This is a genomic window from Dongia sp. P2_B8 (assembly GCF_056404715.1).
Map to the genome: position 1 here is coordinate 528,681 of NZ_JBFUDM010000001.1, position 21,939 is coordinate 550,619.

Below are 21,939 nucleotides of genomic sequence, written 5' to 3' on the forward strand. Positions count from 1 at the left end.
GAAGGAGAGGGAAATGCATTGCAGGAGAACAAAATAAGAACATATAATAGGCAATGCAGCGGCGCCGTCGGAAGGGCTTGGCATGTCCGTTTTCGGTGAAAAGCTGAACGAGCTCGAGCAAACGGCGAGGCTGGTCCTCGACATGGACCTCATTGCTTTGACGGAGGCCTTGCGCCGCGGCGCCGGTCGGCCGGCAATTGCCGTCGGATCCGGTGGCTCGGCGATTGCCGCGGAATTCTTAGCGCATTGCCGGAGCAGTCTGCAGCGGGCGCAGACGATGATTGAGACGCCGCTCGCCTTTGTCCTGGGCAGCGGCGACATTGCGGGCGCGCAGGTGTGGCTGTTCAGCGGCCGCGGCGAGAATTCCGACGTTATCGCGACACTGCAGAGTGCCCGCGATCGCAGAGCTGGGGAGATCATCGTCGTCACGACGAATTCGACCAGCAGGCTCGCGCTCGAAGGGGCGGAAGCGGCGAATACGACGATCATTTCCTTGCCGACTTGGTCAGAGAAGGACAGCTTCCTTGCAACGCATTCTTTGCTCGCGACGGCCATCGCATTGCTCCTGGCGAGTGCACAATCGGTGGACGGAGCGGCACTTGAGGTAGGTGAGGTGCGGAGTTGTGTCGAGCGCCTTCTTGACCATTCATACCGCGAGAGCTTGGCAGATCGCTTCAAAGGATTGAAAGCATCGGACACGATTGTGCTGCTGGCGGACCCTCGCCTTGGCACGCTCGCAACTCTGATCGAAACGTCGGTCTGGGAAATCGCGCTTTGCGCGGTCCAGCGAACTGACTTCCGTAATTTCGCTCATGGCCGCCACGTTCTCCTCGCACAACGCCCGGACGACGTCTGGGTCTTCGCTATGACCGGCATCGAAACCAGAGAGGCGTGGAGCGATATCAAACAGCACTTTCCCGAAAGCCTTCGCGTCATCGAGTATGACTTTGGCAATTGTGGCCGGTTCGACGTGTTTGCAGGATTGCTTCAAGGATTGTGCCTCATTGAGGCTATGGGTTTCGCGCGAGGGATAGATCCCGGCCGGCCTGGCATTGGCCCGTTCGCGCGTGACATCTATGAGGCCAGCTCGCTGGAGCGATTGTCGCGGCGATTGAGCCGGCCCATGCGGCACAAGCTGCGGGCCGTGGCGACGTATGATTCTTCGCCCGCGAGGAGCGTGGATTTTGCGGCGGCACATGCATCATTCAAGGCGAAACTGGACCAAGCCGCTTTTTCGGGCCTGGTTCTGGATTACGATGGCACGATCATTACTGATCAGGAAAGGGAAAGCCCGCCGCGACAGGAAATCCTCGATGAGCTGGAAAGGCTGATCGAAGGCGGTATCGCGATCGCGCTTGCGACCGGCCGCGGTGGTTCCGTCGGCCAAACGCTCCGGAAATGCGTCAAGCCGACTCACCAGGAGCGCTTCCTGATCGGCTATTACAACGGTGCCTATCTGAGGTCGCTCGATGTCGATATCGAGGTCGATAAGCCTGCCCGCGCCAATGAAATTGGCGAGGTCATCGCGTGGCTCCATGAGCACGCAGCGCTGTTTGACGGCGGCGTTCCCAAGAAAGTCGACGACAGCACCGTCCAAATTTCTCTGAAGCTCTCGCAGCTTTTCAACCCTGGCAGTTTCCCACCGTTGTTTCGAGCCAGATTCGGTGACGAAAGCGGTGTGAAGGTCGTTCGCTCTGGACACTCGTTCGATATCACGCTTGCCAGCACCTGCAAGACAAACGTGATCAGGGCCATGTGCGATCAGATTGGCGAAGCCGACGCTGCGATTCTATCTGTAGGAGATAGGGGGGAACTAGGCGGCAACGATCACGTTCTCCTTGGGAGTGAATATGGAATTAGCGTTGAGCATGTGTGCGACCGGCCGGAGGTCTGCTGGTCGATTTTCGGAGAACACCGGATTGGGCCGGAAGCGCTGTTACAGATTTTGCGTTGCTTGGTGCCGGAGGCCGGCAAAGCGAGACTGATCCTTGCCGAGGATTGATTGCGGGCCACCCCTGAACGGGGTATGCCAGACGAGGAATTGGGAGAGTGAGATGAACCAGAGGGCTGTCGACGTCGCGGGCACAGGATTTACCGTCCTCGACCGCATCTATGCCGGCGATCAGCCGCGTATGGAGGCGCTTGGCGGGTCCTGCGGCAATGTCCTCATCTCACTCGCGATGCTTGAGCACAAGGTGGCGCCACTCCTTGCGCTGGGTGAAGACGAAGCGGGCGAAACGCTCGTCAATGAATTCAGGCAAGCCGGTGCGGACATCAGCTACATTTATCGGAGCAACCATCTCCGATCTCCGATCCTCGCTCAGGTCCTCGACATGGATTCAGGACAGCACAGCTTCAGTTTCATCTGTCCGGAGACGTCCGAGCATTTGCCGAAATATGCGCCGATCGATAAGGCGCAGGTGCGTCAGGCCGATACGCTTCTTCATGGGTGCTCTATCTTCTACTCAGACAGGTTGACGGACTCCATTCTGGAAGCGATGGAGAAGGCCGAGGCAGGCGGTGCGTTCATTTATTTCGAGCCCTCCGAGATTGACGACGCAGATCTTTTTGCGCGCGCGTTGAAGCTCACCTCGATCTTGAAGGTCTCGGCAGATCGGATCGGGAAAGAGCTGCAGCATTTCGAGCTGCGCGAGGGCGGCGTGACGATTGTTACCCATGGCAGTGCCGGTCTTGAACTGTGGCAGGACACATCGCGGAGATGGTGTGATGCCATTCCGGCGCCAATCGTCAGGGATACCTGTGGTTCTGGCGATATGGTCAGCGTCGGCGTGATCGACTGGCTACTCGGGTCTGAGGCGCGGCCACGCCTCGAATTCTCGATCGACGATCTTTACCCAGGCGTCATCGCCGGTCAGCGCCTGGCGACGGCGAATTGCGCCTTTGCAGGGGCTCGTGGGCTTTTCAGCCGACGTGGCGTCGGCTTTGCGAGAGAAGTGCTGGCCAGTGCCGTCGCGCTCGCGCAACTGGATCTATTCGAAGATATCCGTGGTTATCTCCGGGCGTAACAAGCGGATATCCCGGACGATCTATTCCGCAGCCTGAAGGCGCAGCCTCTGGGTCTTCCTGGGCCTAGACGTCACGGCTTCGCTGCGAAGCTCGTCGCGGAGCTCCATCAGCATTACCCCAAGCATGTTCTGCCCGACTCCATTGACCTCGCCCCAGAGGCGGTTGACGGGATTGTCCGTCGTCGCGGTCTCGATCAGCTTGGCCTCGCCTGTCGAGAGGAGTAGGCGCTGAAGATCGTCGTGCTGGGTGAACTTGGCACGGAGCACGCGGCGCATTCGGTCGAACTTGCTCGTCGACCAGCCAGGTGCGATATCCCAGTAATAAAGGCCGTGAGCCGCCATTGCCAAGAGCGAGGGCGAGGGCGCTGCCATCAGCCATTCCACGACCTGGGGCTTTCGCGCCTTACCGGCCTGATAAGCATGCTCTGACGTCATGTAGGTCCGACCTTCAAACTCGATCTCACGTCGAAAGAGATTGCTGAAAGCCCCATGAGGTTTCTCGCTAGCCCGGTAGAACCGAATTTCCTTCGCAGCCGGCATCGAAAATGCTCCTTGCAGATTTGCATGAAATTATATATGCAGATTTGCATGAAGAATCAACAAAAAAAGCTCGCACATTTGAAGGCCGAACTGCCGAAAGCGGTGCGGAAAGCCGGCAAATCCTATGCAGAAATCGGTCGCATCGCCGGTGTCCACGGCAGCCACGTGAGCCGCATCTGCAACGGCGAATTCGAGACCCTCAGTCAGAATGTCGTGCAAGTTTGCAAGGTGCTCGGCCTACCGGTGGCGGAGGTTGCCCTTTCAGGCGACGAAGCCCTCGAGCGGCAATTGCAGGCGGCGGTTCTCAATGTTTGGGACGGATCGCAAGACGGAGCTAAGCGGATTACGAGGCTCTTGCGGAATGTCTCGGAGTTGCAAGCCGCCTCTCCACCGAGCAATCGGCGCACTAAGTCCGAAACGTCCGCCGGAAGAAAAAAGGTCCGGTGACGTTATGGCGAGCGGCGACACATCGATCAGGAAGTTGCCGCAGTTCCAGTTTGATATCTATGCGCTATCCCTCCCGCGCGGCCATGCTTTTGGCGACGATATGCCGATCGGTGCCTGGGGCACCGGAGATGACCGGGCGTGTGGGGTTCTTACCAAGAATAGTTGGAACGGCACCTACGGCTATCTCGTCATGCGACGTCGGATCGATCAGGTCTGGACTGCAACGGCTGAGAAGTCCGGATATACGGCGGCCACTACTGCGCGGAGGCGCATGAGAATGGCAATGAAGGCCGGGGCGGCGCCCGAACCGTTGCCACCTGGTGTGGCCAGGCGAGCCAGCCTGGCTGACACGGGCAAACGCAAACTCAGCGCGACGTTCGAGGTTCTGAAGCGGCCCGTTCACCATATGGCCGCTTGGACACTCAATCAGCTCTATCTGGCGTTGCCGCGGCCGGACGACAACTGGGTGAGTGACTGTCAGACGAGGAACTTCCATACGAGAATGTGGGAAGCCCAGCTTCTTGCCTCACTGCGTGAACAGGGGCTGTTGGTGACCCAGCCACATGAATCACCCGATTTCCGGATTGAGACCAGGGAAGGGGAGGAAGCTTGGATTGAAGCCGTGACGGCCAATCCGACAATTCCTTATGAGCATGTCAACGCACCTGTCAAACCGATGCCGACGAAGCGGGACGATCGCTTCTTCGGCCGAGCGGCGGTGCGTTTTGCTAAGACTATCGGTAACAAGTTGGACCGGCGTTACGACGAACTCCTCCATGTCAAAGGAAAGGTCTTTGTAATCGCGATTGCGGATTTCCAAGAGGCCGGGTCGATGTTGTGGAGTCGAGAGAGCCTCATTGGCTATCTCTATGGAAAAGGCGCCAAGACAAAAATCATCGACGGCAAGCGTCAAGCTGTTCCATACGCAGCCGCGCGACTGAAAGGGAGAACGAAATTTGCGGCCGGCTTGTTTGCCAATCCAGGTAACAGCGGACTTTCCGCCGTCATCTTCACGAACGCCTGTTCGATTGCAAAACTCTATCGGGTGCCCATTTCAGCTGCCGGCACATCGGGAAAATACAGATACATGCGCATAGGGGAGATTTGGGACAGGACACCAGGAGCTTTGAAAGGAATTCCCTTCTGTCTGGACATTACAAGCGAGGAGTATCGAGATCTGTGGCCGTGTAAATTTGAACCATGGACGGCCGAACTCGAGGTCTTTCACAATCCGTTCGCTACGCATCCATTGTCTCGCAATCTAGTGCCTGAAGCGACGCATTGGTTCGAAATAGAGGGAGAAATATCATGCGCAAGCTATTACGAGACATCGATCCTCCGCTCGCGGACGGTCGTCATTCCAGCTGATCGACCTGCGCTGAAATTGTCTGATGTCTTGACGACGCCTCGACGGCGATCCCGAGAGAAGATATGAGCGCGATCAAGCTCGCGATGGTCGGATTTATCGATTTGCTCGGTTTCTCGGAGCGCGTGCAATCCTTGAAGACGCGCGCCGACGTGTTCGCGTTGGATCAGGATCTAATGCGCGTTCAGCGATGGTTCGGACACAAACCCACCGACCCGGTCGATCGGGCCTCACATCGCATCGTTTCAAAGAAGGTTTCCGCCTTTTCGGACTGCATCGTCCTATCGGTTCCAACCGACTCCGCTCTCTCGGACTATGAGGGTGATTTGGATATTTTCCTGAACGAGCTGCATTCGATGGCGCTAGGCCAGGGAGAAGCCGCAGTGAATGGAATCTTTCTTCGAGGTGGGGTCGATCTTGGTATTTGGTATCGCCGTAAGGATCGATTGATCAGTCCCGCGCTGATCAACGCCTATCATCTCGAGCAAGATGCGTCAGCGCCAATCATCACCTTGTCAGGTGAGTTCGTCCGACACATGAAAAACCACCCGCAGCGAAGATCCTACTTCGAAAAGCCCGACCCCGTAGATCGTCTCATTGGACGGTCCACGCGCCTCCCAAATGGCAAATCGCCTGATGATCGACTACCTGTCAAACTGTCTTTATGAGTGCGAATCCAATGGTCTCTCTTCTCGGGAGTGGGCGGTCTATCACAAGCAAGCGATTGTCACGGCCTTCGCTTCGGCACCCACACCCCACATTCGCGCCAAGTATGCTTGGCTCGGCCGATATCATGATCGCAGCATCGTGCGGTTTTTCAGAAGACCGGCTCAACGCTTGTTTATCGGCCGGTTGCGGTAAGATTATTCGCTATGCTGTGATTGGTTCGTCATCCTGATAGACGGCAGTCTGAAAATCGAACGCCAGCGCGTCCAGAGAATCGGTATAAGTCCGAGAATCCGTGACGGGCGGAAAAATGAACCTGATCCTCTCCAGGAATGACCGGAGTGCAGGTGGTGCATCCCGGTTCGTTACGTAGAAGGCCTGTGACGCGACAACGGCTAAAATCGCCAGGGCAGCCTCAAGGCATCGGCCGGCTTCTTCCTGAGCCATCCAAGCCATGCCGGTCATGGGCGCAACATCATTCTGGCCAAATCCGCCGGCTTCGCTCCCGGGAAGGAACGTTCGTTGGGCGCATCTCTTGGCTTGCTCGGCATAGCCTACTTGCACAAAGCCAAGGACGCTGACGTAAACCCCATCCGGCCCGGAGAGTTGATCGGGGAGGAGGGAATAGCGTCCGTCGAGGAGCTTGGTCGTTTGGCGCTCCGCTAAGGCACAAAGATCGGCACAGGCCGCGGCGAGGTTGTCCAGCGCCGGATATGCCCGGGCGTTGTGATAGCCGCCATTGCTATAGACCTTGCCGTATGGATGGCGAGGGTCAACTCGATTGGGATCAGGGCGGAGAAAAACGGGATTATCGGTCACGGCGGCCAGGGAGTTCGATGCTGTTTTCTCGGCTTCTGCAATCACGTGGCGGAAATGCCCTATGACGCGCGGAAGGATCCGATAGCTAACGGGCGCTTGATATGGACGACGGTCCGGTTCGCCGCCCTGCAATAGTTTGCGCAGTTGCTGTAAAGCAGCCGCTTCATGGCGATCTCTCCAAAGCGTCTCGAACTCCTCCGCATAGGCTTCCAAGGGGGCCTTGATAGCCTCCGTCGAGAGAGCGAAAACAGCCTCTGCCAGTTCAAGGCGCCGCCGCATCGCAAGGGTCGCATCGGCGATGAGCGCGCTTGCAGCAGGCGAGCCGTTTATCAGGGAGAGGGAATCCTTTTCCGCGAGCGGAAACTCTTCAGCAATCTTGACGAACAGAGGCCCCGTCCAGAGCACCTCGCCAGCGCCGGCCTGACCATCGATCGCGACTAATGGGAGTTTGCTCTCATCCAGTAGACTGGCCACTTTCACCGCGAGGTCCGGCGACAACGCCGCGTGTCCTTCAATAAAGTTCGCGAGCCGCGCTAGCACGATCCCACGTGCCACTCGGTCCGGCGCCTTTCGACCAAAGGCAGTGACCGTTTCTCGCGGCGGTTTGCGGGCGTGCTTCAACCTTGCTTCACCGGTAAGGCGTTGGTTGGCGAACTGCCCATACCCGCTCGTTACGCCGTAAATCGTGACAGAGGGGTCGTTGTTGATGAGGTTGAGAAAAGCTTCTCGACTTTCAGTCATCGCTCGCTTCGCGGTTTCGCCCAGTCGCACGCTTGACCCGCGCCATGCCACGCGATGGAAGAGATCAAGAGTGAGGTCCGTTCGAAAGTTGATTTCGATCTGCATGTCTTTCTCACTGTTATGCTTGGCAATGTGCCGTTTCAAAAGAGTTCACGCTCGATCTCGCCTCGATATGCCGCTCTGGCTTCGGATGACCGAGCGGGGTTGCGAGCACATCATCGGTGAGGGAGTGGAGGAAATTCGCGATTGCATGCTGCAAACCGATGAGATGTGGCTCTTCCCAATTCGAGACGGACCCGTTCCGCGCCAAGTCGGCATCGAGGACGAAGTGCGACTGAACGATGTGTCGGGCGGCCAGGGATTGCAAAACTGGTCGGAGCCCATAATCGAGGGCGAGGACATGAGCGAGGCTCCCGCCCGAGCCGATAGGCATGATCACTTTACCGGCGAAGGCGAATTGCGGAAGGATGTCCAATGAAGATTTGAGAAGGCCGCTGAAGGACGCCTTGTAGATGGGTGTGGCGATGACGATGCCGTGCGCTTGTGCCACCTTATCAATGAAATCCGTGATGGACGGTTCCGAGGTGTCTGCCGCAAGCAAGGCCTGGGGATCGAGATCCCGCACCATCACGTGCTCCGCCTCGATGCCGACCAGCTCCATTCGGCGAAGAATGGCATCAGCCAAATGGGCCGTCTTTGACGTTCGCGACGGGCTTCCTGAAATTGCCAACACTTTCAAAGCACTCATTGCTTGTCTCCCAATTGAGGATCTTGCTGGCGCAGTTATTGGCGGTCGGCCAAACCACTTGTGGCGAAAATATTCACTGGGCGGCGCAGTCCGAGGCGATCCCGAAGGGTGCCCGGCTGATACACTTTCCTGAACAGGCCGCGTTCTTGCAGGATCGGCACGACCAATCGCATGAAATTCTCCCAGTCCTCGGGTAGAAGCTGGAACATGAGATTGAAACCATCTGCGGCACCGGAGACGAACCAGGCTTCTAGTTCATCAGCGATGTCCTTGGCGGTGCCGGTGAGGAGAGGGACGGATCCCGTGGCGCTGACCTTTCGCGCCAGCTGCTTAATCGAAAGCCCCTTGTTTGTGTCATCGCCGATGAGCTTCAGCCAGGTATGCCAGCCATTGAAGTTGGCAGCCTTCGGGAGCTCAGGGATCGGTCCGTCGATCGGAAATGTCGAGAGATCCACGCCGGCCCAGGTCGAAAGCAGATCGACCGCCATGGCATCGACCAGGAACGATTCGAGATAAGCCTGCTTTTCTTCCGCTTCCGACCGCGACGCCGCAACAATGGGCACAATACCCGGCACCAGCTTGAAACCGTCCGGATCGCGGCCGAATTTGGCCAGACGCGCGTTCATCTCAGCGCGGTAAGCGAGCCCTTCTTCGATGTTCTTGAGGATCGCGAAATGCACCTCCGCATGGGCGGCGGCAAGGTTCTTTCCCGCCTCGGAAGAGCCGGCTTGGACGATGACGGGATGACCTTGGGGCGGCCGTGGGACGTTGAGTGGTCCTCGAACCTTGAAATGAGGGCCTTTGTGATTGATGAAATGCACCTTTTCCCGGCGGGCGAAGATGCCCGTCTCCTTGTCGACGATGACGGCGTCATCTTCCCAACTGTCCCAGAGAGCTTTCGCCACCTCCAGATATTCCGCGGCGCGTTGATAGCGTTGCCCGTGATCGACGTTTCCATCGAGGCCGAAGTTGACCGCTTCCTCCTCAAGCCCCGAGGTGACGACATTCCAGGCGATGCGCCCGCCGCTCAGATGGTCGATTGAGGCAAAGATGCGGGCGGTGTTGAAGGGTTCCGTGTAGGACGTTGAGCCGGTCACCATGAAGCCGATGTCCTTGGTGACGGCCGAAAGGGCCGAGACCAGGGAAAGTGGTTCCAGGCGGGGATTGGAGAAGTGGGCGACACCGCTTCCAAGGCCATTCCAGATACCGAGATGATCGGCAATGAAAACGGCGTCGATCTTTGCCCGCTCGGCGATCTCCGCGAGGCGGCGGTAATAGTCGAAATCCAGATAATCCTTCCCTGGTGCCCGGGGATGCCGCCAGGACACCCGGTAGTCCCCTTGCGGGTTAAAGAAGAAGGCCGCCAAGATCATCTGCCCACGTGACACCGTGCTCTCCGCTTCCATTGGCTGCTTCAGCCGACATGTCGACGCTAGCGGAAGATTTCTCTTTCCAAAACGAAGTAATTCCGCAAAATCGGAAAGATAAACTTATGCATAGGAGGGCCCATGTCGGTTCTGCCTTCGCTTCGTGGCCTACAGGCATTTGAGACAGCAGCCCGAACCGGGAGCTTCGTTGCGGCTGCTGAGGAGCTTTCGATTACTGCGGCGGCTGTCAGCCAGCTCATTCGAGGTCTCGAAGAGCAGGTTGGGCGAAAGCTCTTCCACCGAGTTCACCGGCGCGTCGAACTGACAGAAGCCGGCATCGAAATCTTCCCCAGGTTGACGCAAGCGTTCGGCGAGGTGCGGTCGGTCTCGCGGGAACTGGCGTCACAAGATCCCGTCGCCACCCTTGTAGTGTCCGTCGCTCCATCGGCAGCGATCGGCTGGCTTTCCTCGAAGCTACCAAGGTTCGTTCGGGAATATGGCTGGGTCGATATTTTCCTCCGCGCCGAGGAGGACCCGGTCGCCTTCGATAAGGACTCCATTGATCTCCGGCTGTCCTATGGGGCGCTGAACTATGGAAGCGAAGCTATCAGCGTCGGGAACGACGCCGTCTATCCCGTATGCTCACCCGGTTATCTTTTGGAGCATGGCCCAATCGATACGCCAGAGAAGCTCTTGTCGCAGCACCTGGTCCATACGGATTGGGGGCCATCGAACGCGCCATTTCCGTCCTGGCTCAGCTGGTTCGAAGCGATGGGGATTGCCGCTCGTCCACAAGTGCGGCGGGGAGTGACGGCAAATTCATCGATGGCTGCTCTCGACCTCGCTCGAGGCGGCCTCGGGATCGCACTAGCGCAGGGTCTCTATTGCTCGACCGATGTGGAGAAGGGGTCCTTGATCGTGGTCGGCATGCCCTTGAGGCTGCCAAGCTCATATCACATCACAATTCCCCAACGCAGTCGGCACCGGGCGGTCGTCGGGGCCTTCAATGCATGGTTTCTCGAAGAGTGTCGGGCATGCACCGAGTCCTCAATTCTTCATCAAGCTGGAGAGGCTTTCTCTCGATCGTGACTCGTGGTCAAGTTAGCATCGGCGCTTTGACCTGAGCCGCTTAACTTACCCATTCGGAAGTAGAATCCGTTGCGCACTCGATCTCAGTCGCGGGGCAAAAGGGCGGGAAGCGGAGTCCTCAGCTTGCGTAGGGGGCCCAGCTCGTTATTTGTTCGGATCGCTGATGGCGGCGCAGATAGCTGGCGGTATCGCCACGCACGTGGTGTGGCTGGACTGTGTTGTAGTCCTCAAACCAGGCCAGCAGGGCCCGCCAGGGTTGAGTAGGCGAAGTGACTAGCACCTCGTTCAGAATCAAAGCATGGCAACAGATACTGCAAGAAATGCCAACGCTACGCCGAGGTAGAGCGAAACCGCGCGCAGTCCCGCGGAGACACAAAGAACGAGAGCTGACAACATCAGCAACCCGCTCGAGAGTGTCACAAGACGCGGTGCAAGATTGTTGGGGTCTATGGATGTTGTCAATGCTGCCGTGAAGAAGCCGACCCCTGTTACGGTCAGAAGCATAACAAGCCATATCGCGGGAATAGATAATTTCCTCGTCATTTTGTCCTCCTATCAGTTCCCAGATAGAATCGACAAGAACGACGCGCAACCGCTCTCTAAGAGAATTTTAAGAAGGCGGCCCAGGAGTCGGTTACTCCTAAGTAGGCAATGAGAGCGAGAGCCATTGCCCAGACAAAGGCAGGAAAGCCAACAAAATTGCTTGTGACAAGTTGCGCTTGGAGGGCTAGGTCTGAATTATGGACTGCCGCGTTCTTTAGAATAGCCATCAGATGAAGACTACGGCCAGCCGCGATCATGCTCAGGATTAGTAGTGCAAGGGTGCCAGTGCCAAAGCTAGAAAATGAGATGATCGTGTCGAGGGGGGTGGCGCGCCAAAACGCGACAACAGCCTCCCACTTATTTGGGCGTTCTCGGAGATAGGTTGCGAACTGAGTCCATTCGCCCGGCAGACTCTTGTGTAGTCCGGCTATATACCGTGCTATCGCACTTAAGATGAGCGTCGTGCCTAGATGTAGAATCCAGGAGGCTGATCGTCCGTAGCCGCGGTAGATTGCAACGCAAGTTAGAAGTATAGCGATCCCGCAAGCCGCAGAAACGATGCACAGGCACGCCAGGATGATGTCACTCCCATAGAGTAGGTATCCTAAAGCGACGAAAAAGACACCGATCCCCAGCGCTGAGAGTATTACAAACTCATCCGCTGGTTGGGCTCTCTGAGGTTTGTGTTTCGTCGAAAGAGTTACAAGGATATGCAGCTCTTCGCGAGAAAGTTGGTTCGGCTTTGGAGGGGATGCCAGAAGAAGTGCAATAACAGGGGCGAAAAAGAATGTGTGGACCAATGGGTCGTAAATGAAAGCGTGGAGCGAACTCATGGCGGCCGTTTCTTCTAATGATAAGGCACCAATTCCTAGTTTCAGAATGTTTATTTTTCATTAATGACTGGTCGTGTGACTGCGAATCGTGATGCAGGACATGGGGGCCACGTATGTTGAGTTGCACGACACGAAGTTTTGTTCTCGACCGAAGATACTCGACTTCACACGGCGAAGCTTTCGCGGCAGATCCGTCAGCTCGTTAAGGGTGCGCATGTGCTGGCCGCGTCAGCGGTTGTTGCATACTTGGCAGCAGCGACTCTGGCGGGGCTAACCTCGCTGGGAGCTTCGAAGGCGGTGACTGAAGTGCAACTCGAAAGTCCCGTAGAGGTTACCTCTCAAGAACTCACTGCTTTGCGCTTGCTGGTCGATCGTCTGGGCAACAACATGCTCGCACTATCTCAGAAGGCAAATGCGGCGGATTCGGCCGCTTTAGCTTTGGAGCAATATTATAAACTGGATGACCGCCTTGTAGCGATCGAGAAGCGCCTCACGGAACTGCCGAAATCGAAATCGAAGAAATGATGAAGTGCTGACCAATTGCGATCGATTTGGGGACGAAGCGGCAGGAGGGTCGAGGCGTTGCGTGAAAAGAGACCTACGCCAACCCGCCACAAATGGAGAATCAAATTTCATTATTCCGGCGCCTTCAAACAAAGTGAAAGGGCCGAAAAAATTGGAAACCTTGCGAATGGGCATCGCGCGCGAAATCTCCCAACCCACGAGCCAGTCGCCGTCGGTTCGATCGCCGTCGATTTCAAGAATCACCGCGCGTGTGCAAAGCCTCAATCGTCACATCTCCCGGCGCTAGGCCGAATTGCGCCAGATACTTGGCCCGGGCCATAGCTTCATGGCCTGTGAACGCGCCAACTGGGTCCCAGAAAGATCCGTGGGCGGAACGATCCTCGTCGATGGCCTCTGTTTTGACGGGAGTCGTCTTCATTTCTTTGATACCAAGGCGCCGCGCCAGGACCGCGAAAGCCGTCATTTGGCGACCGTTGGTGCCGATGGTAACCAGGCTCTCTTCGGCACCCTCACCCCATCCGAAGATGGCGAGGCGCGTGCCGGTATCGACCGTTTCGATGAACCAGCCTGTATCCGAGCTGTCAGAACCCCGTCGCACCTTGAGGTGCAATGCGGTCTCGATGAGCGGAAGAGGCTCAGTGAAGGGCGCCGCGTCTGCCTTCCGATCTCGCTCATAGCGCGCGATGACGCTGTGAAGGACATCGGTCAGGCCGTCCTTCCAGATGGTGCGAACAGCACTCGAGGCGGGTCGGGGTTGCCGTGGATGTTCCGAAGACGCGTTGCCGCTGAGAAAGCTTCGGGTCTTCTGTTTCTCGGAATTGAATAACATTTTATAGTTTCTCCTTTTGGTTCAGAGAAACCTATGGGGAGCTCGTTAACAAATTGTATACGGGAGCTACCCTTCGTGATGCTTGGCGAGGGCGGCTAACAGAGATACCGCAAGATCGAGTGACCGGTCGTCGAGCTTTCGAGCGATTCCTAGCATCGACTGAATTTTGGGTGCTGTTGGATCGTTTGCTCCAATGCCCATCGCCACGACATCGATCACCGTGAGACCGGTGGCCCCCGCCACCTTCTCGAGTGTCGAGATCGTCGGCTCAACCGAACCCTTCTCAAGAACAGCTACGGCCTGGCGGGTGAGGCCACTCAGCTTGGCAAACTGACTGGGATTCAAACCACGGCCTTCGCGCAGGATCTGAATGGCTGCACCGAGCCTCTTCGCGTTGAACTGCGACGGACCAATACGCTTCGAAAGAGGCTTCGTCGCTCGTCCGGCCATCACTGAGTCAGTATTTCGAGTTCAATGAGTCACTAATGGGTCCAAAATCGCACTTATTTCAGTCTGAACAGTGTGAACAACACATGCTTACGGCTGCACCCGCGGGATGCGGCGCAGCATCCGGTAGTAGAGCGGCTTGTTGTCGGGGGTTGTCAGCACCATCAGCATGTCGCCGGGCACGGCCTGCATGCCGAGCATCAGGCCGGCATTGGTCACGCTATAGACCCGCCAGGTCTGCGTTCCCTGGGCCGACCAGCCGGTGACGGCAACCGGTGTGATCGACATGGCGCCACCGGCCATGCGGTAAGTATCGTACATCGGCGAGGCTGCCCAGGCGTCGGCCAGGATCTGGTCATTGACCGGCACCTTGGGCGGGTCTGCACGCGTGACGACGCCGATCCTGCCGGTGCCGGTCGCATCCATCGGGCTGATGATGAACCATTGCCAGGGGTTGCTGAAGGGCGAGGTCGGCCGGCTCGGCTGGATGAAGCTGGGCGGCAGCTGCACCAGCTGCCAGGACCCGATAAGCTCGTTCGGCTGGGCGACGTTCATCATGGCCGGGGCCTGGGGAACGCTGGAGACGACGGCCGGCGCCACTGGCTGGACGGGCTGGCTGGCACCGCCAGTCCAGGCCTCGCAGCCCGCAAGAAGGGTGGCGCCCATCAGCGCAGTGATGAGCAGGCCGCGTACATTCATGGTCAATCTCCCCCGATCGCAGCCCGCCAATCGGGCCCGGTCTCTTTTTGCAGTTTAGCGGCCCAAATCAAGCCTGAGAAGCCCGGCATGAGAAGCCCAACCTAGAAGAACCGGGCGGTCGATCCCTGTCTATACAAGCTGCTGGCATTTGCCAATTTGGCCTGGACTGGTCTAGGCCATGGGCTTGGTGAAGTCCCGGTTTCCTCACTCCTGCCCCCTGCGAGCGTATCCATGCCCCGATTTGCCGCCCATCTGGCCCGTCCGGCCATCACGGGGCCCGCCCGAGACTCAACGCTGGCGGCGGTCGCAGCGGCCGGATTCCGCGGCGTGGCGCTGGAAATCCCCCACGGCCCAGATCTGGCGATGCTGAAGCAGGCGCTGGATAAAAGGAGCCTTGGGGTTGTGTTGATCGAGGGCGACAGATCCGGACTCGCCGCCCGCCCGGGCCACGAGGCCGAATTCCGCAACGGGCTTGCCATGGCCATCGACCATGCACGCCGCTTTGCATGCGACCGGGTGAGCTGCAGGGCTGACGAGGGCTTGTCAGCGACGCTGGTCGCCAATCTCGGCTATGCGGGGACGATGCTGGCAGCAGCCGGTCTCCGCCTGCTGGTGGAGATGGCCGCCGCTCCTTTCGAGGCTTTGTGCGCTGCCGTCGGCAATCCCAATCTGCGGCTGCTGGCATATGCGGGGGACCTGAAGGAATCCCCGGAAGATTTGGAACGCCTCCTGCCGCTGATCGGGCATATTCGGACGATGGAGGGTCCCGACAGCGCCGAGTCCGCCGCGTTTTTTGCCAATCTCGATTTGCTGAATTATGCCGCCTGGGTTGGATGCGACGTTCCTGCGATAGATTTATCTTAATGGAAACAATCGCTTATGGAGGAGGCGGTCTGGCGACTGCCAGATCGTGACCCGGTTCACAGCGGGTGCGGGATGGCCCCCTACATCATTCACATCATGCCGCTTGAGGCTTTGTGGCAACCTACCTAGCCTGCAAAGTCGAGCTTTCCGAAGGCGGCGGCCCGCGCAAGGAGATGAAGATGGCTTTCACAAGACGTGATTTTCTGCAGACCATGCCGGTGGCGGCGATTGCCGGCTCGGTCCTTTACGGCCTCGCCCGATCAAACCCCGCCTGGGCGCAAGACGCTCTCGCGGGGCATGTCTCGCGCTCGGCTGGCGCAGTTGCAGTCTTGCGCAGCGGCGCCGAGACCGCTGCTGGCGTCGGTGGCGAGATTTTCGTGACCGATACCATCCGCACGGGTGCCGACGGCAAGGCGGAAGTCACTTTCACCGACGGGTCTGTCTTGACCGTGGGACCGGACAGTGAGGTAGCCGTGTCCTTCTTTGCGCCGGAGGCCAGTGAATCGGTGGCACTTCTTGATCTTATCTCCGGCATCGCCCGGATGACCGTCAACAAGGCGACAGCCTGGGGCCGGTTCGAGGTCCGCACGACGACGGCGGTTGCGTCGGTGCGTGGCACCGAATATCTGGTCGAAGCGTTGCCGGATAAAAGCTCAGTCTTCGTGGCCGAAGGCCGTGTCGCGGTCTCCAGCCGAATGGGTGCCGGCACCATCATCCTGCGCCAGGGCCAAGGCGTCGATGTCACCAAGGAATATGTCGAACTGGTCGCGAGGACCTGGGGTGCCAAACGACGTGATGCGGCGATGGCGCGGGTGACGTTCCCTTAAGCCGGCGCAAAACATCCAATGGCCGCCCCGGGGGAGGGCAGAAAGAAAGCGAAGCGGGGCTGGTTAAGCGCCGTTTTCGCGCTTGTGCTCGGTTTGGGCATCGCGGTTCTGCACATATCCGCCGACCCTCGACTTGAAGCGATCGAACAGGGTTTGACGCTGGATTGGCGGTTCAGATTGCGGGGGCCGCAGCCGCCTCCCAACGACATTGCCATCATTGCTATCGACGACCGCTCTCTTGCAAAACTGGGGCAATGGCCATTCCCACGTGCCACGTTGGCTGAGATTATTGATCGGCTGAATGATGCTGGCGCCAAGACAATTGGCTTGGATATCATTCTGTCCGAGCATGAACCGGATGCCGGCGGGGCTGGCGACCGTGCTTTGGTGCGGGCACTTAAGCGCCGCAGCCAGGCCGTACTTGCAATGGCGATGCTGTTTAATAATGGTTCGCCGGTGGGAGCTCCGGCGAACAATGCAGATAGAATCGGGCTTCCGGCGTTCAAAGGCGCCACGTCGCGGGCCTTCAAGGACACTACGTCCTTGGCTGCAGACGGAATGCTACGGCCACTGCCCGAATTTGAAGCGGTGGCAGCTGTCGGCCACGTCAATCAGCAGTCTGACGACGCGGGGCAAACACGTGCGCAGTACCCAGTCATCGCATATGGCGATCTCTTCATTCCGTCGTTTTCGTTTATGGTGGCTGCTCTCCAACTGGATCTATCGAAGGGATCACTCGCTATCGATAAGAATGGCGATCTCATTCTCGGATCGCGCAAAGTATACTTGGATCATAGATACGGCCTGACGCTCAATTATCTTGGCCCCACAGGTACTTTCCGAACTTACTCGCTGCTTGATCTACTGGAAGATCGTATCCCGCATCCACTTTTGAAGGATCGGGTCGTCCTGGTTGGTGGCTCGGCGACGTCACTGGGTGACGCATTCATAACGCCCTACCAGCTGAATCTCCCTGGCGTCGAAGTGTTGGCGACGGGCATTGCGAATCTTCTTCATGATGACGGCATCATTCGGACGCCGGAGCAACGGTTCTTTGAAGCACTCCTCATTCCAATCCTGGCCATGTTCGCCTGGTATCTTGGCTTGAAGAGCCGTGGACCTCGTTGGGGTATCGGGTTCAATTTTCTCCTGCTGATGAGCTGGCTGGCGGTATGCCAGATCATGTTTGTGGTCGACCATCGCTGGGTTGCCATGGCAGGCCCCAGCCTCGCCATCGTTGGCGGCGCCATCCTGGGCACCATCGCGCGCATGGTTTATGAGCGCCGTCTGCGCAGCGAAGTGGAGCGGCAGCGCGGCAATCTCGCGCGCTATGTGCCGCCGACCATGGTCGACACGCTGGCCGATCGCACGACGCCGGTGTTTGACGAACGGGAGCAGATGGCGGCGGTCCTCTTCGTCGATCTCCAGGGGTTCACCCATGCCAGCGAGAGCCGCTCGCCCGCCGACACGGCGCATTTCCTGAAGGAGTTCCACAGCCAGCTGGAAGAGGTCGTCTCGGCGCATCAAGGCATCGTCGTGCAGTTCTTGGGGGATGGTGCCATGGCCTTGTGGGGCTTGCCGCAGCCCAGGGATGACGATCCGGCGCTGGCCTTGGCTTGCGCGCGCGATATGCTGCTGCGGCTGGCGCGCTGGCAGCCGAACAATCCGGCCCGGGTCGGTTTGCATTATGGTCCGGTGGCAATGGCGCAATTGGGTGGCCGCCATCAGTCGCAGGTGGCGGCGGCGGGTGATACTGTCAATGTCGCCAGTCGCCTGGAAGCCGCGGCGAAAGCCACCGGCACCATCCTGGTGGTGTCGGACGACATGGTCACAAAGGTTCGCAGCCTTGGCCGCGAGGATCTGATCAAGGGATTGTGGCCGCACAATGCGCAGCCAGTGCGCGGGCGCGATAAGCCGATCACCTATTGGTCGGCTGCCAACTGTACCGATCTTACATGACCGACAAGACAGGCTGGTCCATCTGGCGCTTGTGGCCGCTGGCGGTGATTGCGCTCGGTCTCATGTCGTTCTTCTTGGCAGGTGGTGCGCGCTGGCTCAACTTTGATGAACTGCAGCATCAGCGCCAGAATCTGACCGATCTCGTCCAGGCCCATTACTGGCAGGCGGTGATCGGTTTCATATGCGTCTATGTTCTGGTGGTGGCGTTCTCGCTGCCTGGCGCCGTGGTCCTGACTTTGGCTGGCGGCTTCATGTTTGGCGCGTTGGCGGCGACATGCTACATCGTTGTAGCGGCCACAACCGGTGCAGTGATCCTGTTTCTGGCCGCCCGTTCCGCCCTGGGCGACCTGCTGCGGGCGCGGGCCGGGCCGTGGATGGCAAAGCTGACAGCAGGCTTTCAACGCAATGCTTGGAGTTACATGCTGATCCTGCGCCTGGTGCCCTTGTTTCCGTTTTTCGTGGTCAATCTGGTGCCGGCCTTTCTCGGCGTCAGCTTGCGCTGCTTTGCGGTGACGACTTTTTTCGGGATCGTGCCGGCCACCTATGTCTATGCCCTGATCGGCACCGGGATCGGTGATGCGGTGGGGGCCGGCGGCGACGTCAGAGCTGCCTTGTCGCCCGGCATCGTCATCGGGTTGCTAGGATTGGCGGCCTTGTCGGCGCTGCCCATTCTTATCAAGCGCCTCAATGCTGGGCGGACAAGCAGCCATGACTGAGAATGTCGATCTGACCCCGGATATCTGTGTGATCGGCGGTGGCTCCGGCGGCCTCACCGTGGCGGCGGGTGCAGCACAAATGGGTGCCAAAGTGGTGCTGGTTGAGGCCGGCGCCATGGGCGGCGATTGCCTCAACCATGGATGCATTCCATCAAAATCTTTGCTTGCAGCAGCCCATGCTGCTGGCACAGCAGCAACATCTTCCAGGTTCGGCATTTCCTTTGCCACACCGCAGATCGACCATAAGGGCGTCGCCCAGCACATCACCGATGTCATCGCCGGCATTGCACCCCATGATTCCGTGGAGCGGTTCGAGGGACTTGGCGTCACGGTGATCCGTGACCACGCCGCCTTTACGGCCCCCGATGCGGTGGCGGCTGGCGGCAGACGTATTGCGGCCAAGCGCTTTGTCATCGCCACCGGATCGATACCGCAGGTGCCGCCCATCGCCGGTCTCGACAAGGTCAAGTTCCTGACGAACGAGACGATCTTTTCAGTGACCCAGCCGATCGAACATCTCATCGTTATTGGCGGTGGCCCGATCGGCGTTGAACTGGCGCAGGCGCAGGCCAGGCTCGGCGCCAAGGTGACCTTGGTTGAAATGGTGCGCTTGTTGCCAAAGGATGATCCGGATCTGGTCGCCTATGTGCGCCAGGCGCTGATCAAGGATGGCATCCGCTTGTGCGAAGGCACCAATGTGGTGCGCGTCGAAAAAGCCAAGAGCGGCGTCAAGGTTCATCTGGCGCAGAATGATGGCGCGACGGAAGCCGTCACGGGCACGCACTTGCTGCTGGCGGTGGGGCGACGGCCGCGGACGGAAAATCTCGGCCTCGACAAAGCCGGCGTTGACCTTAGCGGGGCGGCGATCAAGGTGGATGCCAGACTGCGCACCAGCAACAAGAAGATCTTTGCGATTGGCGATTGCACCGGTGGCTCGGCCTTCACCCATGTCGCCGGTTATCATGGCGGGATCGTGCTGCGCAACATCCTGTTTCGCCTGCCGGCCAAGGTTAACAACGATATCCTGCCCTGGGCAACATTCACGGATCCGGAGCTGGCCTATGTTGGTCTTTCCGAAATCTCCGCTCGGGCGCGGTACAAGGATGTGCGGGTCGAACTGCTGGACTTTACCGCGAATGATCGGGCCCGGACCGAACGCCGCACGGATGGCCTGATCAAGATCGTGCTGCGCAGCAACGGGCAGATTCTGGGTGTCGGCATCGTCGGCCCCCATGCTGGCGAGCTGCTGGCACCTTGGTGCCTTGCGATCGGCCGCGGCCTCAAGCTCTCGGCGATGGCGGGGCTCCTGCTGCCCTATCCGACGCTCTCTGAAATTTCGAAACGGGTCGCTGGCAACTATTATACGCCGCGCTTGTTCAGCCCAGGTGTCCGCGCGCTGGTGCGCGGCCTGATGCGACTGCCATGAACGACGCCGATATCAAACTGCCGACTTTTGGCCGCGGCCTCTCGGCCCGCGTGCTGTTCCTCACCATCCTGTTCGTGCTGGTGAGCGAGGTGCTGATCTATGCTCCCTCCATCGCGCGCTACCGGCTGGATTGGCTGGAAGAGAAACTCAACATGGCGCATCTCGCCATCCTCGCCCTGGAAGCAACGCCGGACTACATGATTGATCCGGAGTTGGAGGTGCGGCTGCTGACGCATGTCGGTGCGCGCCTCATCGGCCTGCGTGGCAGCGACGGCAAGAACCTCATTCTGCGTGGGACAACGCCGCCCTTGCTGGTCGATGGCACCGTCGACCTCAGCGATCGTGGCTTTATCCAATTGCTTGAAGACGGGATCGAGACGCTGACCCAGCCGCGCAATCGCGTGCTCCGGGTCAAAGGCTATTCGCCACGTGCTGCCGATGTCGTGGTCGACGTCGTGCTCGACGAATGGCCTTTGCGGCAGGCGATGATCGCCTATTCCTGGCGGGTACTCGGCTTGTCCGTGGTGATTTCGCTGATCACCGCGGCCTTGGTCTTCGGCGCCTTGCAATGGCTGATCATCCGGCCGATGCGGCGCCTGACCGGCGGCATGGTCGCCTTCCGGCAGGATCCGGAAGAAATGCAAGGTGGCTTTGGCGCCACCACGCGGGGCGACGAAATCGGCGTTGCCGAGCGGGAATTCGCCGAAATGCAGACGAAGGTGCGGCTGGCCCTGCAGCAGCGCGCGCGCTTGGCCGCCCTGGGCACGGCGGTCAGCAAGATCAACCACGATCTGCGTGGCATCCTGGCGACGGCGCGCCTCATCACCGACCGGCTGGCGGAAAGTGACAACCCGGAAGTCAGGAAGGCGGCACCGGCCTTGCTGCGCTCGCTCGACCGTGCCGTCGATCTTTGTTCCGACACGCTCAACTTCACGCGCGAAGGGCCGCCGAAGCCGGAATTTGAGATCTTCGCGCTTGGCGAACTGGTCGATGAGGTGGGCGAGGGGTTGGCCAAGTTCATCGGACCGGACCGGGCCTGGTTGAATGCCTTGCCGGATTCGATCATGGTGCGCGCCGATCGCGGCCAGCTCTATCGGGTCATCCGCAATCTTGGCGAAAACGCCCTGCAGATGGGCGCCCACAACGTTACGGTCACGGCGGAACCGCGGCCGGATGGGCTCGAAATCCGGGTCACCGACGACGGCCCTGGCCTGCCGCCCAAGGCGGTCGAAAATCTGTTCGTACCCTTCAAAGGATCAGCGCGTGTCGGCGGTACCGGGCTTGGCCTTGCCATCGCCCGGGAGCTCATGCGCGGGCAGGGTGGCGATCTGCAACTGCTGCGCAGCGATGCGGAGGGTGTGGTCTTCGTTCTCGATCTGCCGGCATCTGCGAACGGTTCGCATTGAAAAGCCGGCAGGTTTTGGGTTAAAAGAGCCCTTACAATGGATTGCACAGAGGGGGG

Annotated in this window: 21 protein-coding genes; 13 read left to right on the forward strand and 8 right to left on the reverse strand. The window is 58.9% G+C overall.

Features of this window, described 5'->3' with window-relative positions; all coding sequences use genetic code 11:
* Positions 1-82: 82 nt before the first annotated feature.
* Both AC1DWZ_RS02335 and AC1DWZ_RS02340 read left to right on the forward strand, forming a co-directional pair.
* The gene (locus AC1DWZ_RS02335) at positions 83-2,002 is read left to right on the forward strand and encodes an HAD hydrolase family protein (RefSeq protein WP_477167251.1); all 1,920 of its coding nucleotides are present in this window, start codon (positions 83-85) and stop codon (positions 2,000-2,002) included.
* Positions 1,989-3,026 carry a PfkB family carbohydrate kinase gene (locus AC1DWZ_RS02340; RefSeq protein ID WP_477167252.1) on the forward strand — a complete coding sequence of 346 codons (1,038 nt, stop codon included), beginning with the start codon at positions 1,989-1,991 and terminating at the stop codon, positions 3,024-3,026. Before AC1DWZ_RS02335 ends, AC1DWZ_RS02340 begins: the two co-directional genes overlap by 14 nt.
* A 21-nt stretch (positions 3,027-3,047) precedes the next feature.
* On the opposite strand, the gene AC1DWZ_RS02345 is transcribed toward AC1DWZ_RS02340, so the two are convergent.
* Positions 3,048-3,566, reverse strand: a complete 519-nt coding sequence (locus AC1DWZ_RS02345) for an NADAR family protein (protein ID WP_477167253.1) — start codon at positions 3,564-3,566, stop codon at positions 3,048-3,050.
* Between the two features lie 48 nt (positions 3,567-3,614).
* On the opposite strand from AC1DWZ_RS02345, the gene AC1DWZ_RS02350 reads away from it, so the two are divergent.
* Genes AC1DWZ_RS02350 through AC1DWZ_RS02360 form a run of 3 tightly spaced genes read left to right on the forward strand, consistent with a single transcriptional unit; the run spans position 3,615 to position 6,047 of the window.
* Positions 3,615-4,013 (forward strand): helix-turn-helix domain-containing protein, encoded by a 399-nt coding sequence (locus AC1DWZ_RS02350; RefSeq protein ID WP_477167254.1) that lies wholly within the window; start codon positions 3,615-3,617, stop codon positions 4,011-4,013.
* 4 nt (positions 4,014-4,017) lie between these two features.
* Entirely contained in the window at positions 4,018-5,448 is a 1,431-nt protein-coding gene (locus AC1DWZ_RS02355) for a hypothetical protein (RefSeq protein WP_477167255.1), read from the forward strand.
* Positions 5,445-6,047, forward strand: a complete 603-nt coding sequence (locus tag AC1DWZ_RS02360) for a hypothetical protein (protein ID WP_477167256.1) — start codon at positions 5,445-5,447, stop codon at positions 6,045-6,047. Before AC1DWZ_RS02355 ends, AC1DWZ_RS02360 begins: the two co-directional genes overlap by 4 nt.
* A gap of 202 nt (positions 6,048-6,249) precedes the next feature.
* On the opposite strand, the gene AC1DWZ_RS02365 is transcribed toward AC1DWZ_RS02360, so the two are convergent.
* The 3 genes from AC1DWZ_RS02365 to AC1DWZ_RS02375 are packed head-to-tail and all read right to left on the reverse strand — an operon-like array spanning position 6,250 to position 9,741.
* Positions 6,250-7,710 (reverse strand): aromatic amino acid lyase, encoded by a 1,461-nt coding sequence (locus AC1DWZ_RS02365; protein ID WP_477167257.1) that lies wholly within the window; start codon positions 7,708-7,710, stop codon positions 6,250-6,252.
* 13 nt (positions 7,711-7,723) lie between these two features.
* Positions 7,724-8,353, reverse strand: a complete 630-nt coding sequence (gene ssuE, locus AC1DWZ_RS02370; protein ID WP_477167258.1) for an NADPH-dependent FMN reductase — start codon at positions 8,351-8,353, stop codon at positions 7,724-7,726.
* Positions 8,354-8,388: 35 nt separating this feature from the next.
* A complete protein-coding gene (locus AC1DWZ_RS02375; RefSeq protein WP_477167259.1) occupies positions 8,389-9,741 on the reverse strand; it encodes an LLM class flavin-dependent oxidoreductase in 1,353 nt (450 codons plus the stop codon).
* A gap of 120 nt (positions 9,742-9,861) precedes the next feature.
* On the opposite strand from AC1DWZ_RS02375, the gene AC1DWZ_RS02380 reads away from it, so the two are divergent.
* Positions 9,862-10,809 (forward strand): LysR substrate-binding domain-containing protein, encoded by a 948-nt coding sequence (locus AC1DWZ_RS02380; protein ID WP_477167260.1) that lies wholly within the window; start codon positions 9,862-9,864, stop codon positions 10,807-10,809.
* Positions 10,810-11,100: 291 nt separating this feature from the next.
* On the opposite strand, the gene AC1DWZ_RS02385 is transcribed toward AC1DWZ_RS02380, so the two are convergent.
* Positions 11,101-11,352: a hypothetical protein gene (locus AC1DWZ_RS02385; protein ID WP_477167261.1), complete on the reverse strand. Its 252-nt coding sequence runs from the start codon at positions 11,350-11,352 to the stop codon at positions 11,101-11,103.
* Between the two features lie 971 nt (positions 11,353-12,323).
* On the opposite strand from AC1DWZ_RS02385, the gene AC1DWZ_RS02390 reads away from it, so the two are divergent.
* A complete protein-coding gene (locus AC1DWZ_RS02390) occupies positions 12,324-12,710 on the forward strand; it encodes a hypothetical protein (RefSeq protein WP_477167262.1) in 387 nt (128 codons plus the stop codon).
* A 232-nt stretch (positions 12,711-12,942) separates the two neighbouring features.
* Here AC1DWZ_RS02390 and AC1DWZ_RS02395 read toward each other — a convergent pair whose 3' ends face one another.
* The 3 genes from AC1DWZ_RS02395 to AC1DWZ_RS02405 all read right to left on the reverse strand — a co-directional run bounded on the left by AC1DWZ_RS02395 (position 12,943) and on the right by AC1DWZ_RS02405 (position 14,685).
* Positions 12,943-13,539, reverse strand: coding sequence for a hypothetical protein (locus AC1DWZ_RS02395; protein WP_477167263.1), 597 nt, complete (start codon positions 13,537-13,539; stop codon positions 12,943-12,945).
* A 66-nt stretch (positions 13,540-13,605) separates the two neighbouring features.
* Complete coding sequence (locus tag AC1DWZ_RS02400; RefSeq protein WP_477167264.1) at positions 13,606-13,989, reverse strand: helix-turn-helix transcriptional regulator; 384 nt, start codon at positions 13,987-13,989, stop codon at positions 13,606-13,608.
* Positions 13,990-14,076: 87 nt separating this feature from the next.
* On the reverse strand, positions 14,077-14,685 hold the full coding sequence (locus AC1DWZ_RS02405; protein ID WP_477167265.1) for a hypothetical protein: 609 nt from the start codon (positions 14,683-14,685) through the stop codon (positions 14,077-14,079).
* Between the two features lie 327 nt (positions 14,686-15,012).
* Here AC1DWZ_RS02405 and AC1DWZ_RS02410 point away from each other — a divergent pair, with 327 nt between their 5' ends.
* The 6 genes from AC1DWZ_RS02410 to AC1DWZ_RS02435 all read left to right on the forward strand — a co-directional run bounded on the left by AC1DWZ_RS02410 (position 15,013) and on the right by AC1DWZ_RS02435 (position 21,883).
* Positions 15,013-15,549 (forward strand): hypothetical protein, encoded by a 537-nt coding sequence (locus AC1DWZ_RS02410; RefSeq protein ID WP_477167266.1) that lies wholly within the window; start codon positions 15,013-15,015, stop codon positions 15,547-15,549.
* Between the two features lie 179 nt (positions 15,550-15,728).
* The gene (locus tag AC1DWZ_RS02415) at positions 15,729-16,376 is read left to right on the forward strand and encodes a FecR family protein (protein WP_477167267.1); all 648 of its coding nucleotides are present in this window, start codon (positions 15,729-15,731) and stop codon (positions 16,374-16,376) included.
* A gap of 18 nt (positions 16,377-16,394) precedes the next feature.
* Positions 16,395-18,335, forward strand: coding sequence for a CHASE2 domain-containing protein (locus tag AC1DWZ_RS02420; protein WP_477167268.1), 1,941 nt, complete (start codon positions 16,395-16,397; stop codon positions 18,333-18,335).
* Positions 18,332-19,051 (forward strand): TVP38/TMEM64 family protein, encoded by a 720-nt coding sequence (locus tag AC1DWZ_RS02425; RefSeq protein WP_477167269.1) that lies wholly within the window; start codon positions 18,332-18,334, stop codon positions 19,049-19,051. The genes AC1DWZ_RS02420 and AC1DWZ_RS02425 overlap by 4 nt, the downstream gene beginning before the upstream one ends.
* Positions 19,044-20,477 carry a dihydrolipoyl dehydrogenase family protein gene (locus AC1DWZ_RS02430; protein WP_477167270.1) on the forward strand — a complete coding sequence of 478 codons (1,434 nt, stop codon included), beginning with the start codon at positions 19,044-19,046 and terminating at the stop codon, positions 20,475-20,477. Before AC1DWZ_RS02425 ends, AC1DWZ_RS02430 begins: the two co-directional genes overlap by 8 nt.
* Positions 20,474-21,883, forward strand: coding sequence for a sensor histidine kinase (locus tag AC1DWZ_RS02435; RefSeq protein ID WP_477167271.1), 1,410 nt, complete (start codon positions 20,474-20,476; stop codon positions 21,881-21,883). Before AC1DWZ_RS02430 ends, AC1DWZ_RS02435 begins: the two co-directional genes overlap by 4 nt.
* Positions 21,884-21,939 lie beyond the last annotated feature (56 nt).